Source organism: Brevundimonas sp. UBA7838 (assembly GCF_002500885.1).
Lineage (GTDB): Bacteria > Pseudomonadota > Alphaproteobacteria > Caulobacterales > Caulobacteraceae > Brevundimonas > Brevundimonas vesicularis_C.
On record NZ_DLTK01000115.1, the window covers coordinates 533 to 14652 of the forward strand.

The window sequence follows — 14120 nt, forward strand, 5'->3', positions numbered from 1 at the left end:
TAATTCGTCTAATTCGTCTGATTTCTCTCTCCCCGACTATGCGATGTGTTTCGTGCGGACGAACCGAGACAGGATCGCACGGCTTAGAAGCGTTGGCAGGAAGATGACGCCGGTGGGCGATAGAAGATTGAAAACATTGGACTGACCTCAGGTGAATAGGATGGCCGGCCTCTTGGCGATCGTGCGTCGAGCGGAGCGAAACTGGAGGATCACGAAAGAAAGACGCGCGCGCGGTTGCGCTCCCCTCGCCGGACACGCACCTAACCTGCCATGCCCGTCTCTCCTGACTATCGCCCCGAACCACGCTTCTTCGATTTGGGCGCGGACTATGCCGATGCGGTTCAGGCCGCAGATTTTCCTCAGACGATCTTGCGGTTTCGCAACGACCGCGCGGCGGCCGAGGTCGGGCTGGAGGGGTTGAGCGAAGCGGAATGGATCGCGGCGTTCGGGCGGTTCGAACCCCTGCCGGGCCAGCCCGGCCCGATCGCCATGCGCTATCACGGGCATCAGTTCCGGCACTACAATCCCGATCTGGGCGACGGGCGCGGCTTTCTGACGGCGCAGATGCGCGCTCAAGCAATGAGCGACCGCGTCGCGAATGATAGCGCGCCAGGTCGACTTCTCGACCTGGGAACGAAGGGCTCTGGCCAGACGCCCTGGTCGCGTGGGGGCGATGGGCGGCTGACGCTGAAGGGCGGGGTGCGCGAGGTTCTGGCGGCGACGATGCTGGAGGCGCAGGGCGTCCCGACCAGCCGCGCCTTTTCGCTGATCGAGACCGGCGAAGCGTTGGAGCGCGGAGACGAGCCATCGCCGACGCGGTCCGCCGTTCTGGTGCGGCTGTCGCACAGCCATGTGCGGTTCGGGACCTTCCAGCGCGCGGCCTATCTGGGGCGCAAGGACGAGATCGAGGCGCTGATCGAACATGTGCGCAGCCTATATCATCCGGACGTCGCCGCCGGCGATGCGCCCGGCCTGCTGCAGGCGGTCGTCGAGGCCTCGGCGAAACTGACGGCGCGGTGGATCGCGGCGGGGTTCGTGCACGGGGTTCTGAACACCGACAATCTGAACGTCACGGGCGAGAGCTTCGACTATGGCCCCTGGCGGTTCCTGCCTGAATACGATCCGGCCTTCACCGCCGCCTATTTCGACCAGACAGGCCTTTACGCCTTCGCGCGTCAGCCCGAGGCGGTGTTCTGGAACCTGACGCAACTGGCCGGCTGTCTGAAACTGGTCGCCGAGGTCGAGCCTTTGACGGATGCGCTGAACGGCTTCGGTCCCGCCTATATCCGCGAGCTGCGCGCCGCCTTTTTGATGCGGCTGGGCGTCCACAGTCTGGGCGAGGCGGCGGATCAGCGGCTGGTCGATACGACCCTGGCCCTGCTGAGAGAAGGCGGCGCGGCGCTGCGGTGGGAGCCGCTGTTCTTTGACTGGTTCGGCGGCTTCGCCTCCTCGGCCCGCGCCTTGTCGGGACCACGCGCGAAACTGTATCAGGGCGAGGCCTTCGACGCCTTCCGCTTCGCGTTGATGGAACACGAACCGGACCGGATCGAACGGCTGGAGCATCCGATGTTCGCCGCGCGCGAACCGGAGGAGATGCTGATCGACGAGGTCGAGGCGATCTGGGCCGCCGTCGCCGACGCCGACGACTGGGCGCCCTTCCAGGCCAAGCTGGATCGGCTGGAGGCGGCGCGCCTGGCCTGGGGCTTCACGGCCTGACGCCGAACCTTACGAAAGCTTCATCTCGTTTATCGATAATGTTCTTGCCCGTTTATCGATAAATCCATATCGATAGTCACCAATGCGGTCGCGGAGGGCGACCCTAATGGAAGGGCTTTCGAGATGAAGATGATCGGCAAATATTCCGTCGCCAGCGCCCTGCGCTGGCTGCTGGGCTTCGTCAATGTGTTCGTGATGATCGGCGCTGTCGCCACCATCCTCGTCTTCCTGTTCACCCTGATCGTGCCCAGCTTCGGTGCGGGCCTGATCGACGGACTAAAGGGCGCACACGCTGATCCGAACAACACCCTGCAATGGACAGGTCGCCTGACCTTCCTCGGCGCGGCGATGGCCTGCGGCTTCACCTGGTGGATCATCAACCGGTTGCGACGCATCCTGCTGTCGGTCAATCAGGGCGACGCCTTCGAGTTCGCCAACGTCAAACGACTGCAAGGCGTGGGTCTGGGCCTGATCGGCATTCAGCTGACGGCGCTGCTGCTGGTCTTCGTCGCCCCGCAGAGTATAGGCCAATCGCCGTCCGACTATGACTTCGACCTGGGGTCCTGGTTGGGCATTCTGGTGGTCTTCATCCTGGCCGAGGTGTTCCGGCAGGGGTCGGCCATGCGCGACGAACAACTGACCACGGTCTGAGGAGCGCGCCATGATCATGATCCAACTGGACCGGCTGCTGCTCGAACGCCGCATGTCCCTGACCGAACTGTCCGACCGCGTCGGCGTCACCTTGGCCAATCTGTCGATCCTGAAGACCGGCAAGGCCCGCGCGGTGCGCTTCTCCACCCTGGACGCCCTGTGCCGCGAACTGGACTGCCAGCCTGGCGACCTGATCGTCCAGACGCCCGGGCCGCAGCCCGAAGACTGAAATCGCGCGTTGCAGATCCTTGTGGGGCATTGGGAATCGGCCCAATGCCCCCGGCTCGTAACAGAAAGTCATCAACTGATGTCATCAGTTGATGTCATCGTATGATGACAAACGTCGGAAGCGCCGCTATATAGGCTTCAGCGAACGGCTTCCCGGGGAACGCCCCCAGGCCGGATCGCAGCCGTTCATGACCTTCAGGCGTCCTCCCCGATGACCACCTCGACCTTCACCACCGCGCCGTCGCGCAACCGCGCCGCCTACGCCAACATCGCCCTTTGGACGCTGCAGGGCTGGATCGCGATGTTCTTCATCGCCGCCGGCTACGCCAAGCTGACCGAGCCGATGACCAACCTGATCAATCTGATGGGCTGGCCCGCCATCGCGCCCGAGAACATGGTGCGCGGCCTGGGCGTGGTCGAGATCGTTCTGGCCATGGGCGTGCTGAGCCCGCTGATCTCGTGGCGAGTGGGTCGCCCCCTGTTGCTGACGGCGGCGGTCGGCCTGATCGTCATGGAAGCGACCATGATGACGATCCATGCGCTGAGCCAGGACTTCGGCCTGGCGGCGGTCAACGCCGTCCTGCTGGCCATCACCGTCCCGGTGCTGCTGGGCCGCCGCAGAGCCTGATTGCTGCAGGCCTGATTGAAAGAGATCGAACGCCGGACCCCTCTCCCCCCCTGCAGTCCGGCGTTTGCGCCCGGAGCCTCCCCCAAGGCTCCGGGCTTTTTCATGCCTGATCGCCAGTAAGGGAGAAAAGCTTACCCTTACGTGCGCGTAAGCCTCTTCCCTTTACGCGCACGTCAAGTTATGAAGGCGTATGGCCACCGCCGACGACCACCGCACCTATTCCATTCGCCAGCTGTGCCGCGAGTTCGGCGCCACGGCGCGCGCCCTTCGATTCTATGAAGACAAGGGCCTGCTGACGCCCGCGCGCAAGGGCCAGACCCGCGTCTATGACGCGCGCGACCGCGCCCGGCTGAAACTGATCCTGAGGGGCCGCCGCATCGGCTTCACCCTTCAGGAGATCCAGGACATGATGGATCTCTATGATCAGAAGGATCACAACGTCCACCAGATGGCCGTGGCCCTGGTGCGGCACCGCGCCCAGATCGCGGCGCTGAAACAGCAGCTGGAAGATATCGAAGGCGCCATCGAGACGGCCGAACAGGCCTGCGCCTGGATGGAGTCCAAGCTATCCGAACACCGCCCCGACCTGCTGCCGGGCGCCGAAGATTATGAGAAGCTGCTGCGCGCGCGTCTCAACCACGACCACCACCACCCCTTCAAAGCAAGAGCGTAATCCATGGCCTACAAGGCGCCTGTCCGCGACTTCACCTTCATCCTGAATGAAGTGCTGGAGATCGACCGCTACACCAACCAGCCGGGCTTCCAGGACGTCTCTTCGGATTTGGTCAGCCAGATCCTGGAAGAAGGCGCCAAGTTCGCCGACGAGGTCATCGCCCCGATCAACAATCCGGGCGACAAGGAGGGCTGCCACTGGGCCGAAGGCGGCGTGGTGACGGGACCCAAGGGCTGGAAGGAAGCCTACAAGGCCATGTCCGAAGCCGGCTGGATGGCGCTGGCCGCGGACCCGGCGTACGGCGGTCAGGGCATGCCCAGCGTGGTGGCCTCGGCTTTCGGTCAGATGACGGCCGGCGCCTCGGCCGCCTTTTCGATGTATCCGGGACTGACGGCCGGCGCCTATGCCGGGATTCACGCCAATGCGTCCGAAGAGCTGAAGCAGAAATACCTGCCCAAGATGGCGACCGGCGAATGGTCGGGCACGATGAACCTGACCGAGCCGCAGTGCGGCACGGACCTGGGCATGGTGCGCACCAAGGCCGTACCGAACGGCGACGGCTCCTATTCGATCACCGGCCAGAAGATCTGGATCTCGGCGGGCGAGCACGATTTCGCCGACAACATCATCCACACGGTGCTGGCCCGCGTCGAGGGCGCGGTTCCGGGCATCAAGGGCCTGTCGCTGTTCGTCGTGCCCAAGTTCCTGGTCAATGAGGACGGTTCGCTGGGCGAGCGCAACAGCCTGGAATGCGCCGGGCTCGAGCACAAGATGGGCATCCACGGCAACGCCACCGCCGTCATGCAGTACGACGGCGCCAAGGGCTGGCTGATCGGCGAAGAAGGCCGCGGCATGAACAATATGTTCGTCGTGATGAACGAAGCCCGCCTCGGCACCGGCCTGCAGGGCCTGGCCATCGGCACCGCCGCCTATCAGGCCGCCGTCGAGTTCGCCAAGGACCGCCTGCAAGGCCGTTCGCTGACCGGACCGAAGAACCCGGACGGCCCCGCCGACAGCATCATGGTCCACCCCGACGTGCGCCGCATGCTGCTGGAGTCCAAGGCCTTCGTCGAAGGCGGCCAGGCCTTCATCCTGTGGACCGCGCTTCACGCCGACCTTGAGAAGTCCGAGGACGCCGCCGTCGCCCAGAAGGCCAAGGATTACATGGGCCTGCTGACGCCGGTGCTGAAAGCCTATCTGACCGACAAGGGCTTCCACGTCGCGTCTCTGGGCATGCAGGTGCATGGCGGTTCGGGCTACACCGAACACTTTACCGCCTCGCAGTATCTGCGCGACGCCCGCATCACCATGATCTACGAGGGCACCAACGGCATCCAGGCGCTGGACCTGGTCGGCCGCAAGCTGCCCGCCAACGGCGGCCGCGCGATCATGACCTGGTTCGGCGAGATCGACGCCTTTGTCGCCGAAAACAGTGGCAATGAAGCGATCAAGCCCTTCGTCGACGGCCTGGCCGACGCCAAGGCCAAGCTGCAGGACGGCACCATGTGGCTGATGCAGAACGGCATGGCCAACCCCGACAATGCCGGCGCCGCCTCGACCGACTATCTGAACGTCTTCGGCCTGACGGCGCTGGCCTATATGTGGGCGCAGATGGCCAAGGTCGCTCAAGCGCAGGTCGAGGCCGGTTCGACCGACCCCTACTACGCCACCAAGCTTCAGACCGGCCGCTACTTCGTCGAGCGCATCCTGCCCGACGCGGAAGCCCATCTGAAGAAGATGAAGACCGGCGCCGACGTGCTGATGGCCATGCCGGCCGAGGCGTTCTGAGGCTAAACCGTCTCCTCCCCGCTCTGCGGGGAGGTGGCGCGGCGCCTCTTCGGCGCCGTGACGGAGGGGCTCTGTCCGTCGCTCATTCCTGAAACCCAGCGGTGGACAGAGCCCCTCCACCGCTTCGCGGTCCCCCTCCCCACGGAGTGGGGAGGAGACATGATGATGAACGTGCTGGGCAGCCCCGATCCCGATTTCATGCGTGAAGAAGAGATCACCCTCTTCTCCGACAGCGTCGGCAAATGGATCGACGAGCACGCGCCGCTTGAGAAGGTCCAGCAATGGATCGCCGACTCGTCTGCGCCGCGTCAGCTCTGGAACGACGCGGGCGAGGCGGGCCTGCTGGGTCTGTCGCTGCCGGAAGAGGATGGGGGTTTCGGCGGCGACTATCGGCACGAGGTCGTCTTGATGCGTCAACTGGGCTGGAAGGGCGCGGACCACTTCGGCATTTCGCTGCACAATGCGATCGTCATGCCCTACATCTGGCATTACGGCACCGAGGAGCAGAAGCAGCGCTGGCTGCCGCGCCTGCAATCGGGCGAACTGGTCGGCGCCATCGCCATGACCGAACCGGGCGCCGGCTCGGACCTGCAAGGCGTCAAGACCACGGCGGTCAAGTCGGGCAACGGCTATGTCGTCAACGGCTCCAAGACCTTCATCACCAACGGCCAGCTGGCCAACTTCCTGATCGTGGTCGCCAAGACCGATCCGGCCGAGGGCGCCAAGGGCACCTCGCTGATCGTGGTCGAGACCGATGGCGCGGAAGGGTTCGAACGCGGTCGCAACCTGCACAAGATCGGCATGGAGGCCAACGACACCTCCGAACTGTTCTTCAACGACGTGAAGGTCCCCGGCGACAACATTATCGGCGGGACCGAGGGCCAGGGCTTCGTCCAGCTGATGCAGCAACTGCCCCAGGAGCGCCTGAACATCGCCGTCCAGGGCGTCGCCGCCGCCGAGCGTGGGCTTGAGGCGACGCTGGCCTACGTCAAGGAGCGCAAGGCGTTCGGCAAGCGGGTCATCGACTTCCAGAACACCCAGTTCAAGCTCGCCGAGGTCAAGACCAAGCTGACCGTCGCCAAGGTCTTCACCGACCACTGCATCGGCCTGCATCTGCAGGGCAAGCTCGACGCCGCCACCGCCTCCATGGCCAAATATTGGGTCACGGACATCCAGGGCGAGACCATCGACGAGATGCTCCAGCTCCACGGCGGCTACGGCTATATGAACGAATATCCGATCGCCCAACTGTACAAGGACGCCCGCGTCCAGCGCATCTACGGCGGCACGAACGAGATCATGAAGCTGCTGATTTCGCGGACGCTGTAAGGATATCGATCCGTCCCTTGTGATCCAGGCCTTTCACTTCGCTGCGGCCGGGATGACAAGCGGTTTGTGTCAGGTCATGTAGGGGCATGATCCGCCTTTACGTCACATCGCCGCTCGCCGCCGCCGCTCCCGTTGCGCCCACGCTCGACCAGTCCCGTTATCTGACGCAGGTCATGCGGCTGAAGGCAGGGGATGATCTGCTGGTGTTCAACGGGCGCGACGGGGAGTGGCGCTGTACGGTCGCGGAAGTCCTGAAGAAGGGCGTGATCCTGCGCGCCGAGGAACAGGTGCGACCCCAGACCTTCGGTCCCGATCTGGAACTGATCGTTGCGGTGGTGAAGAAGGCGCGGGTCGAGACCATCGTGGAGAAGGCCGCCGAACTGGGCGCGCGCCGGGTGCGGCTGGTGCTGACAAAACGCACCAACGCCGACCGTATCCGCCTGGACCGGCTGGACGCCATCGCCGAGGAAGCCGCCGAACAGACCGGGCGGATGGACGTGCCCGCCGTCGATGATCCGATCAAGCTGGACGCCCTGCTGGACGGCTGGGAAACCGGACGCCGGCTGATGTTCTGCGACGAGACGGGCGGCGCGCCCGCCGTCTCGTCCCTGCGTGACGCCGGCGAAGGCCCCTGGTCCATCCTGATCGGGCCGGAGGGCGGATTCTCGCCGGAAGAGGGCGAGCGGCTGCGGTCCCTGCCCTTCACCACCGCCGTGTCGCTGGGCCCGCGCATCCTGCGCGCCGACACCGCCGCCATCGCCGCCATGACCCTGTGGCAGGCGGCCGTCGGTGATTGGGAACGATAAGTCCCCCCTCAGGCAGCGAGCCGACGCAGACCGACCGTCAGGGAAAGACGAAAGCCCTCTTGAGCCTTGCCCCAATCTTGCCCATCTAGCCGCGACACACGGTCGCTTACGATGCGCCCGCAGGGGACTGACGCATGACCGACAACGCGCCGCTGACCCGGACCGACCTCATTGAGGCCATGTCCAGGGGGATCAAGCCCAAGGACCAGTGGCGCATCGGCGCCGAGCACGAGAAGTTCGGCTTCGACAAGACCACCCTGGCCCGCCCCGCCTATGACGGCCCGAACGGCATCAAGGCCATGCTGGAGGGGCTGCAACGCTTCGGCTGGTCGCCCGTCGAGGAAAACGGCTTTCTGATCGGACTGGAGCGCAGGAACAGCGAAGGCTTCGTCGCCTCCGTCAGCCTGGAGCCGGGCGGTCAGTTCGAACTGTCGGGCGCGCCGCTTCTGACCATCCACGACATCTGCAACGAGACCGGCCAGCACCTGATGGAGGTCAAGCAGGTCGCCGACCAGATCGGCGTCGGCTTCCTGGGCGCCGGCTTCGACCCGCTGTGGACGCGCGAACAGGTGCCGGTCATGCCCAAGGGCCGCTACGACATCATGCGCGCCTATATGCCCAAGGTCGGCACCCTGGGCCTGGACATGATGCTGCGCACCTGCACCATCCAGGCGAACCTAGACTTCGATTCCGAAGCCGACATGGTGATGAAGTTCCGCACCTCCTTGGCGCTGCAACCCATCGCCACCGCCCTGTTCGCCTGCTCACCCTTCACCGAGGGACGGCCTAACGGGTTCCTGTCGGCCCGCGCCAACGTCTGGACCGACACCGACGCCGACCGCACCGGCATGCTGGGCTTCGTGTTCGAGGAGGGGTTCGGCTTCGAGCGGTACGCCGACTATGCGTTGGACACGCCGATGTATTTCGCCAAGCGCGACGGCCATTATGTCGACGCCTCGGGCCAGTCGTTCCGCGATTTCCAGGCCGGCAAACTGCCCGCCCTGCCCGGCCAGTATCCGACCCTGAAGGACTGGAACGACCACCTGACCACCCTTTTCCCCGAGGTGCGACTGAAGGCCTATCTGGAAATGCGCGGCGCCGACGGCGGGCCGTGGAGCCGGATCTGCGCCCTGCCCGCCCTGTGGGCCGGGGTTCTGTACGACGCGCCGTCGCTGGCCGCCGCCTGGGACCTGGTCAAGGACTGGGACATCGCCGACCACGAACGCCTGCGCCGCGACGTGACGCGCCTGGGTCTGAAGGCCGAGGTGGCGGGCCGATCGGTGCGCGACATCGCCGTCGACCTGGTGAACATCGCCAAACAGGGGCTGAAGAACCGCGCCAAATTCTCGGGCGGCATGGTGGACGAGCGCGGCTATCTGTCGGAACTGGAAGACATCGCCGACAGCGGGATCACGCCGGCTGAGCGCCTGTTGGACCTGTATCACGGCGCCTGGCAGGGCGACGTGAAGCGCATCTACGCCGACTTCGCCTACTAGGGCGTGGTGTAGTCCGAGCAGTCGGGCAGCGGGCTGTCCGGCCGGTATTCGCCGGCCTTGGCGTCAAAGGTGAACCGGCGAATGACGCTGCATTTCGGATCGCGAGCGGCGACCAGGTCGGCGGGCTTCAGCGGCGGCTTCTCCAGCGAATCCTCGGATCGCGAGGCGCCGCGCGGATAGGCCGTCGCGGTCGTCTCATAGGTCAGGACCGGCATTGCATCCTCCGCCGCGTCGCTCGCGGTCAGGGTCGCAGCGAAACTGTATTCGTCGTGACAGGCGCCGGCGCGCTGGGTCATGTCCTCCTCGCTGAAACAGGCGCGGATCATCAGCGAACCTTGGATCGGCACGGTCAGCACCGGCGCGGCGCCGGCCTCGCCGTCCGCATCCAGCCGATAGAGCCGCAACTCCGTCGCCTGCCCGCCGCCGCCGGAATACATGCTGCGGCTCTCCATCTCGACCCCGGCCAGAAACCCGCCGTCCGCAAGCCGGATCAGGCCAGCCCAGGGCTTGTAATTTTCCACCTCGCCCGACGCCTCTTGCGGCGCGGCCGGCAGGGCGTCTGGCGCACGAACGACCGGGGTGAGGACCGGCTCGCCGTCACGCGTCTGCTGCGTCAGACCGACGCACTGAGCCCCTTCGTCCGTGCAGGCTCGATCCTCGGCCAGGGTCAGGGGTTCGATTCCGTCCCCTGATAGCGGGGATTGGAGCATGGCGATCGCGGCGAGAAGCAAGATCATGAGTTGTTCCTAACCGACACGGCGCACGACGCCATCGGCTCTTTTCGATCCTTTGCAAAGGCGAGCTTAACCGATGCGCCGTAACATGGGTCTCATTCCGAGAGAGTGCGCAATGACCTGTTCGCCCGTTGCGGCCCTAGCCTTCCCCACAGCCGATGTGGATCTGGACACCTTCTTCGATGTGTCGCTGGATCTGCTGGTGGTGCGCGAGCTGGATGGGCGCGTGGTCAAGGCCAGCGCCTCTTGGTTCACGATGCTGGGCTATCGCCCCGACGAGATCGAGGGCCAAGGCCTGTTGTGCCTGATCCACCCGGACGACCATGCCGCCACCCGCCAGAGCATCGTCGAGGTCGAAAACCGGCGGCCGGGCGATCCAGTCCTGGGTCAGGTCAACCGCTATCGCCACAAGGCTGGTCATTACGTCACCGTCGAATGGCGCGCCCATCGTCAGGGCGACCGCATCTATGGCATCGCCCGCGACGTGACCGAGAAGGTCGCGGCAGAGCAGGCCCTGCGCGAAGCGACCGCCGCCGCCGAGGCCGCCAATGCCGCGAAGTCCGAGTTCCTGGCCAATATGAGCCACGAGATCCGCACGCCCTTGAACGGCGTGATCGGGATCGTCGACGCCCTGTCGCGCACCGAGTTGACGCCCGAGCAGGCTGAGATGGTGACCCTGATCGCAAGCTCCGGCGTAACGCTGGAACGGCTAGTGTCCGACATTCTGGATGTGTCCAAGATCGAGGCCGGGCATCTGGACCTGGAAAGCCGACCCTTCGATCTGGACGAGGCCATCGCCGCCCCGCTGGACGTCATGCGGTTGAAGGCCGAGGCCAAGGGACTGACCTTCGACATCCGCCGCGACGCCAATGCGCGCGGAATGTTCGTCGGCGACAGCACCCGCATCCGTCAGGTGCTCGACAATCTGCTGTCCAACGCCATCAAATTCACCCATCAGGGCTCGGTCGGCGTCGCCCTTGCGGTGGACGAGGATTCCGACGGCCTGACCCAGCTGACGCTGCGGGTCGAGGATACGGGCGTCGGCTTCTCTTCCGACCACGCGGCCCGTCTGTTCGATCGGTTCAGCCAGGCGGACAGCACCATCACGCGCCGGTTCGGCGGCACGGGCCTGGGCCTGTCGATCTGTCGTTCGCTGGTCGAGTTGATGGGCGGGCGGATTTCCGCCGCCTCCACCCCGGGCGTCGGCAGCCGGTTTACCGTCGAGATCCCCCTGACGCGCGCCGCCTCCCTGACCGAACACGATGCCCAACGACGCGCGCGTGCGGCCGAGGCCGACCGCCCCCTGGCGCCCCTGCGCGTGCTGCTGGCCGAGGATCACCCGGTCAATCAGCGCGTCGTGCAATTGATCCTGGCGGCCCACGCCATGCAGGTCGTCACCGTCGCAGATGGCGAACAGGCCCTGGCCGCCTTCCAGTCCGAGACCTTCGACTTGATCCTGATGGACATGCAGATGCCGGGCATGGACGGCCTGACCGCCACCCGCGCCATTCGTCAGGTCGAGGCCGCCCGTCCCGACCGGGCTCGTACGCCGATCATCATGCTGAGCGCCAACGCCATGAGCGAGCACCGCGACCAGGCGCGCGACGCCGGCGCCGACCTGCACGTCCCCAAACCCATCACCGCCGCCAGCCTGCTGGCCGGCATCCAGGCGGCGACTGCGCCCTGATCCGATGTTGACAAAGTTTGCCATGCGCCCATTCTCCTTGAGAGGAGGCCGACCATGGCGACGATGAACATCTCCCTGCCCGATCCGATGAAGGCCTGGGTCGAGGAACAGGCGAAATCCGGGCGCTACGCCAACACGTCGGACGTGGTGCGCGACCTGATCCGCCGCGAGCAGATCAAGGCCGAGAAGATCGCCCATTGGCAAAGGCTGATCGCCGAGGCCGACGCCTCCGGTGTTTCCGACCAGTCGCCACGTGAAGTGATCGAGGAACTGCGCGCCCAGTTGCGTCGCGCCTCCTGATGCTCCGGCTAAGCGGCGCGGCGCGGGCGGACTTGCAGCAGGTCTATCTGCAAGGCCTCGAACTGTTCGAGAGCCGTCAGGCCGATGACTATATCGAGGGTCTGTTCGCGAAACTGGACTTGCTTGCCGATTTTCCACGTCTTGGGGCGGCTCGACCGGAGTTGAGCGCGGACGCCCATGTGATCTTCTACAAAAGCCACGCCATTCTCTATCGAATCGACGATGCGGACGTGTTCGTTCGACGCATTCGGCACGCGCTTGAGGACTGGCAGTCCGACGCGCCAGGCGTCGGATCGAGCGACGAACGGAGCGAACCATGACCCATTCCATCCATGTCGGCATCGGCGGCTGGACTTATGAGCCTTGGCGCGGGGTCTTCTATCCTGAAGGCTTGGTTCAGAAGCGCGAGCTGGAATATGCGGCGTCGAAACTGACCTCGATCGAGATCAACGGCACCTATTATTCGACCTTCAAGCCCGACAGCTGGAAGAAATGGCGCGACGAGACGCCGGATGGCTTCGTCTTTTCGGTCAAGGCCAGCCGGTATTGCACCAATCGCAAGGTGCTGTCCGAAGGCGCCGAGAGCTTCGACAAGTTCCTGAGCCAGGGCCTGACCGAACTGGGCGAAAAGTTAGGCCCGATCAACTGGCAGTTCATACTTTGGGAGACTATTAAACAGCCTCTGCTATTGGTTCGATATGCCGGTCAAAGCCTACTCCTACATGCGCTTTTCGAGCGCGGCCCAGCGCGAGGGCGACTCGCTCCGGCGTCAGCTACAGGCGGCTAAAAATTGGGCTGCGGCCCGGCCCGATGTTGAACTCGACACCACCACCCGCGACCTTGGGGTCTCTGCCTATAAGGGCGAACACCGGGTGCGCGGCGCGCTGGCCAGTTTCCTCAAGCGGATCGAGCAAGGCGACATCCCGACCGGCTCCTACTTCCTGATTGAAAGCTTCGACCGTCTCTCCCGTGAGACGGAAATGGTGGCGGTCAACCTGCTCACGTCGATCACGCTGGCCGGGATCAAGGTCGTGACCCTCGTGGATGGTCACGAGTATCACGCCGGGTCCGACGCCATGGACATCATGCGCGCGGTCATCGTCATGAGCCGGGCGCACAACGAGAACAAAGCCCGTGCCGAGAAATTGCGGGCTGCATGGGCGGACAAGAAACGGCGGGCGCGGGAGACCGGCGAGGTTCTGTCGAGGCGCGGCCCGGCGTGGACCAAGTTCGACGAGCGGTCCAAAAAGTTCGTGCTGATCGCCGACCGGGCCAAGATCGTCGGCCGCATCTTCGACGAATGCAATCAGGGCCTCGGGATCACGGCCATTTCGTCGAGGCTCAACGCCGAGAAGGTGCCGCCCTTCGTCAAAGGGTCTGACGGCTGGCATCAGGGCTACGTCCTGACGATCCTGCGGTCGCCTTCGGTCTGCGGCTACTATCAGCCGACGCTCACAACAAACAATCCGGGCCAGCGCATGGGACGCGAGGCCGATGGCGACATCATCGAGAACTACTATCCCCGCGTGATCGAAGACGCGACGTTCTACATCGCTCAAGACATGCTGGCCCGGCGCAACAAGCGCGGCGGCGGCAAGGGGCGACGGGGCAAGACCTTCGCCAATCTCCTGCTTGGCCTTGGTCGCTGCGAACAATGCGGCGGAACCCTTATCCTTGGGTCACGGGCAAACTCGTCCGCTGTTCGCCACTTCCGATGCTATCAGCAGAGCCGGAAGCATAACTGCGACAACACGACCCGCTATCTCGCGACTGATGTCGAAGATCGCCTGATGTATTTCCTACAGCGCGCGCGGATGAACGAGGATCGGGCTGCGCCCGACACCGCCGCTCTTGTCGTGAAGCTGGCCCAGATCGACGACGTGAAGCGTAGGATGGAAACGCTTCTGGATCAGCTTGAAGAAAGGGTGCCGGGCGTGGCCGAGAGATTGGCAAGCCGCCGCGACGAACTGAACGTGCTTGAGCAGGAAGCCGCCGAACTGCGGATGAATATCGAGCGACGGGCCAAGACGCGCGGTGGCGAAGCAATCCGCAACACACTCGATTTGACGTGACCCCCGTTTCTC

The 14120-nt window shown here is 64.8% G+C and carries 14 protein-coding genes and 1 pseudogene; 14 read left to right on the forward strand and 1 reads right to left on the reverse strand.

All coding sequences use genetic code 11. The features are described from left to right. Positions 1 to 270: 270 nt before the first annotated feature. From B3T77_RS10935 to B3T77_RS10975, 9 genes are all read left to right on the forward strand, one after another. A complete protein-coding gene (locus B3T77_RS10935; protein ID WP_292079543.1) occupies positions 271 to 1716 on the forward strand; it encodes a protein adenylyltransferase SelO family protein in 1446 nt (481 codons plus the stop codon). Between the two features lie 123 nt (positions 1717 to 1839). Continuing rightward, a complete protein-coding gene (locus B3T77_RS10940) occupies positions 1840 to 2367 on the forward strand; it encodes a DUF2975 domain-containing protein (protein WP_066626977.1) in 528 nt (175 codons plus the stop codon). 10 nt (positions 2368 to 2377) lie between these two features. After that, positions 2378 to 2596: a helix-turn-helix domain-containing protein gene (locus B3T77_RS10945; protein WP_039244779.1), complete on the forward strand. Its 219-nt coding sequence runs from the start codon at positions 2378 to 2380 to the stop codon at positions 2594 to 2596. A gap of 210 nt (positions 2597 to 2806) precedes the next feature. After that, positions 2807 to 3223: a DoxX family protein gene (locus B3T77_RS10950; RefSeq protein WP_292079548.1), complete on the forward strand. Its 417-nt coding sequence runs from the start codon at positions 2807 to 2809 to the stop codon at positions 3221 to 3223. Between the two features lie 190 nt (positions 3224 to 3413). Then, on the forward strand, positions 3414 to 3896 hold the full coding sequence (locus B3T77_RS10955; RefSeq protein WP_039244783.1) for a MerR family transcriptional regulator: 483 nt from the start codon (positions 3414 to 3416) through the stop codon (positions 3894 to 3896). 3 nt (positions 3897 to 3899) lie between these two features. Beyond that, entirely contained in the window at positions 3900 to 5684 is a 1785-nt protein-coding gene (locus B3T77_RS10960; RefSeq protein WP_174085315.1) for an acyl-CoA dehydrogenase C-terminal domain-containing protein, read from the forward strand. Between the two features lie 165 nt (positions 5685 to 5849). Further along, positions 5850 to 7013 carry an acyl-CoA dehydrogenase family protein gene (locus B3T77_RS10965; RefSeq protein ID WP_292079565.1) on the forward strand — a complete coding sequence of 388 codons (1164 nt, stop codon included), beginning with the start codon at positions 5850 to 5852 and terminating at the stop codon, positions 7011 to 7013. Positions 7014 to 7099: 86 nt separating this feature from the next. Further along, the gene (locus B3T77_RS10970; RefSeq protein ID WP_292079551.1) at positions 7100 to 7819 is read left to right on the forward strand and encodes a 16S rRNA (uracil(1498)-N(3))-methyltransferase; all 720 of its coding nucleotides are present in this window, start codon (positions 7100 to 7102) and stop codon (positions 7817 to 7819) included. 134 nt (positions 7820 to 7953) lie between these two features. Continuing rightward, positions 7954 to 9315 (forward strand): glutamate--cysteine ligase, encoded by a 1362-nt coding sequence (locus B3T77_RS10975; RefSeq protein ID WP_292079554.1) that lies wholly within the window; start codon positions 7954 to 7956, stop codon positions 9313 to 9315. Here B3T77_RS10975 and B3T77_RS10980 read toward each other — a convergent pair. Then, positions 9312 to 10052 (reverse strand): hypothetical protein, encoded by a 741-nt coding sequence (locus B3T77_RS10980; RefSeq protein WP_292079556.1) that lies wholly within the window; start codon positions 10050 to 10052, stop codon positions 9312 to 9314. The genes B3T77_RS10975 and B3T77_RS10980 overlap by 4 nt on opposite strands. Positions 10053 to 10164: 112 nt before the next feature. On the opposite strand from B3T77_RS10980, the gene B3T77_RS10985 reads away from it, so the two are divergent. The 5 genes and pseudogenes from B3T77_RS10985 (at position 10165) to B3T77_RS11005 (ending at position 14108) form a co-directional block, all read left to right on the forward strand. Next, positions 10165 to 11736, forward strand: coding sequence for an ATP-binding protein (locus tag B3T77_RS10985; RefSeq protein ID WP_292079558.1), 1572 nt, complete (start codon positions 10165 to 10167; stop codon positions 11734 to 11736). Positions 11737 to 11790: 54 nt separating this feature from the next. Further along, the gene (locus tag B3T77_RS10990) at positions 11791 to 12036 is read left to right on the forward strand and encodes a type II toxin-antitoxin system ParD family antitoxin (RefSeq protein ID WP_184279360.1); all 246 of its coding nucleotides are present in this window, start codon (positions 11791 to 11793) and stop codon (positions 12034 to 12036) included. Next, the gene (locus B3T77_RS10995; protein ID WP_292079562.1) at positions 12036 to 12356 is read left to right on the forward strand and encodes a type II toxin-antitoxin system RelE/ParE family toxin; all 321 of its coding nucleotides are present in this window, start codon (positions 12036 to 12038) and stop codon (positions 12354 to 12356) included. The genes B3T77_RS10990 and B3T77_RS10995 overlap by 1 nt, the downstream gene beginning before the upstream one ends. Then, positions 12353 to 12694: pseudogene (locus B3T77_RS11000) on the forward strand (DUF72 domain-containing protein); the annotation flags it as partial. The gene B3T77_RS10995 and the pseudogene B3T77_RS11000, both read left to right, overlap by 4 nt. 40 nt (positions 12695 to 12734) lie before the next feature. Next, positions 12735 to 14108: a recombinase family protein gene (locus B3T77_RS11005; RefSeq protein WP_292079564.1), complete on the forward strand. Its 1374-nt coding sequence runs from the start codon at positions 12735 to 12737 to the stop codon at positions 14106 to 14108. Positions 14109 to 14120 lie beyond the last annotated feature (12 nt).

Bases quoted from the DNA above. Each gene is read 5' to 3' on its own strand.
- B3T77_RS10970 (WP_292079551.1), top strand. From the start codon at position 7,100: ATGATCCGCCTTTACGTCACATCGCCGCTCGCCGCCGCCGCTCCCGTT.
- B3T77_RS10950 (WP_292079548.1), top strand. From the start codon at position 2,807: ATGACCACCTCGACCTTCACCACCGCGCCGTCGCGCAACCGCGCCGCC.
- B3T77_RS10975 (WP_292079554.1), top strand. From the start codon at position 7,954: ATGACCGACAACGCGCCGCTGACCCGGACCGACCTCATTGAGGCCATG.
- B3T77_RS10965 (WP_292079565.1), top strand. From the start codon at position 5,850: ATGAACGTGCTGGGCAGCCCCGATCCCGATTTCATGCGTGAAGAAGAG.
- B3T77_RS10990 (WP_184279360.1), top strand. From the start codon at position 11,791: ATGGCGACGATGAACATCTCCCTGCCCGATCCGATGAAGGCCTGGGTC.
- B3T77_RS10995 (WP_292079562.1), top strand. From the start codon at position 12,036: ATGCTCCGGCTAAGCGGCGCGGCGCGGGCGGACTTGCAGCAGGTCTAT.
- B3T77_RS10935 (WP_292079543.1), top strand. From the start codon at position 271: ATGCCCGTCTCTCCTGACTATCGCCCCGAACCACGCTTCTTCGATTTG.
- B3T77_RS10985 (WP_292079558.1), top strand. From the start codon at position 10,165: ATGACCTGTTCGCCCGTTGCGGCCCTAGCCTTCCCCACAGCCGATGTG.
- B3T77_RS10955 (WP_039244783.1), top strand. From the start codon at position 3,414: ATGGCCACCGCCGACGACCACCGCACCTATTCCATTCGCCAGCTGTGC.
- B3T77_RS10960 (WP_174085315.1), top strand. From the start codon at position 3,900: ATGGCCTACAAGGCGCCTGTCCGCGACTTCACCTTCATCCTGAATGAA.
- B3T77_RS10940 (WP_066626977.1), top strand. From the start codon at position 1,840: ATGAAGATGATCGGCAAATATTCCGTCGCCAGCGCCCTGCGCTGGCTG.
- B3T77_RS10945 (WP_039244779.1), top strand. From the start codon at position 2,378: ATGATCATGATCCAACTGGACCGGCTGCTGCTCGAACGCCGCATGTCC.
- B3T77_RS11005 (WP_292079564.1), top strand. From the start codon at position 12,735: ATGCCGGTCAAAGCCTACTCCTACATGCGCTTTTCGAGCGCGGCCCAG.
- B3T77_RS10980 (WP_292079556.1), bottom strand. From the start codon at position 10,052: ATGATCTTGCTTCTCGCCGCGATCGCCATGCTCCAATCCCCGCTATCA.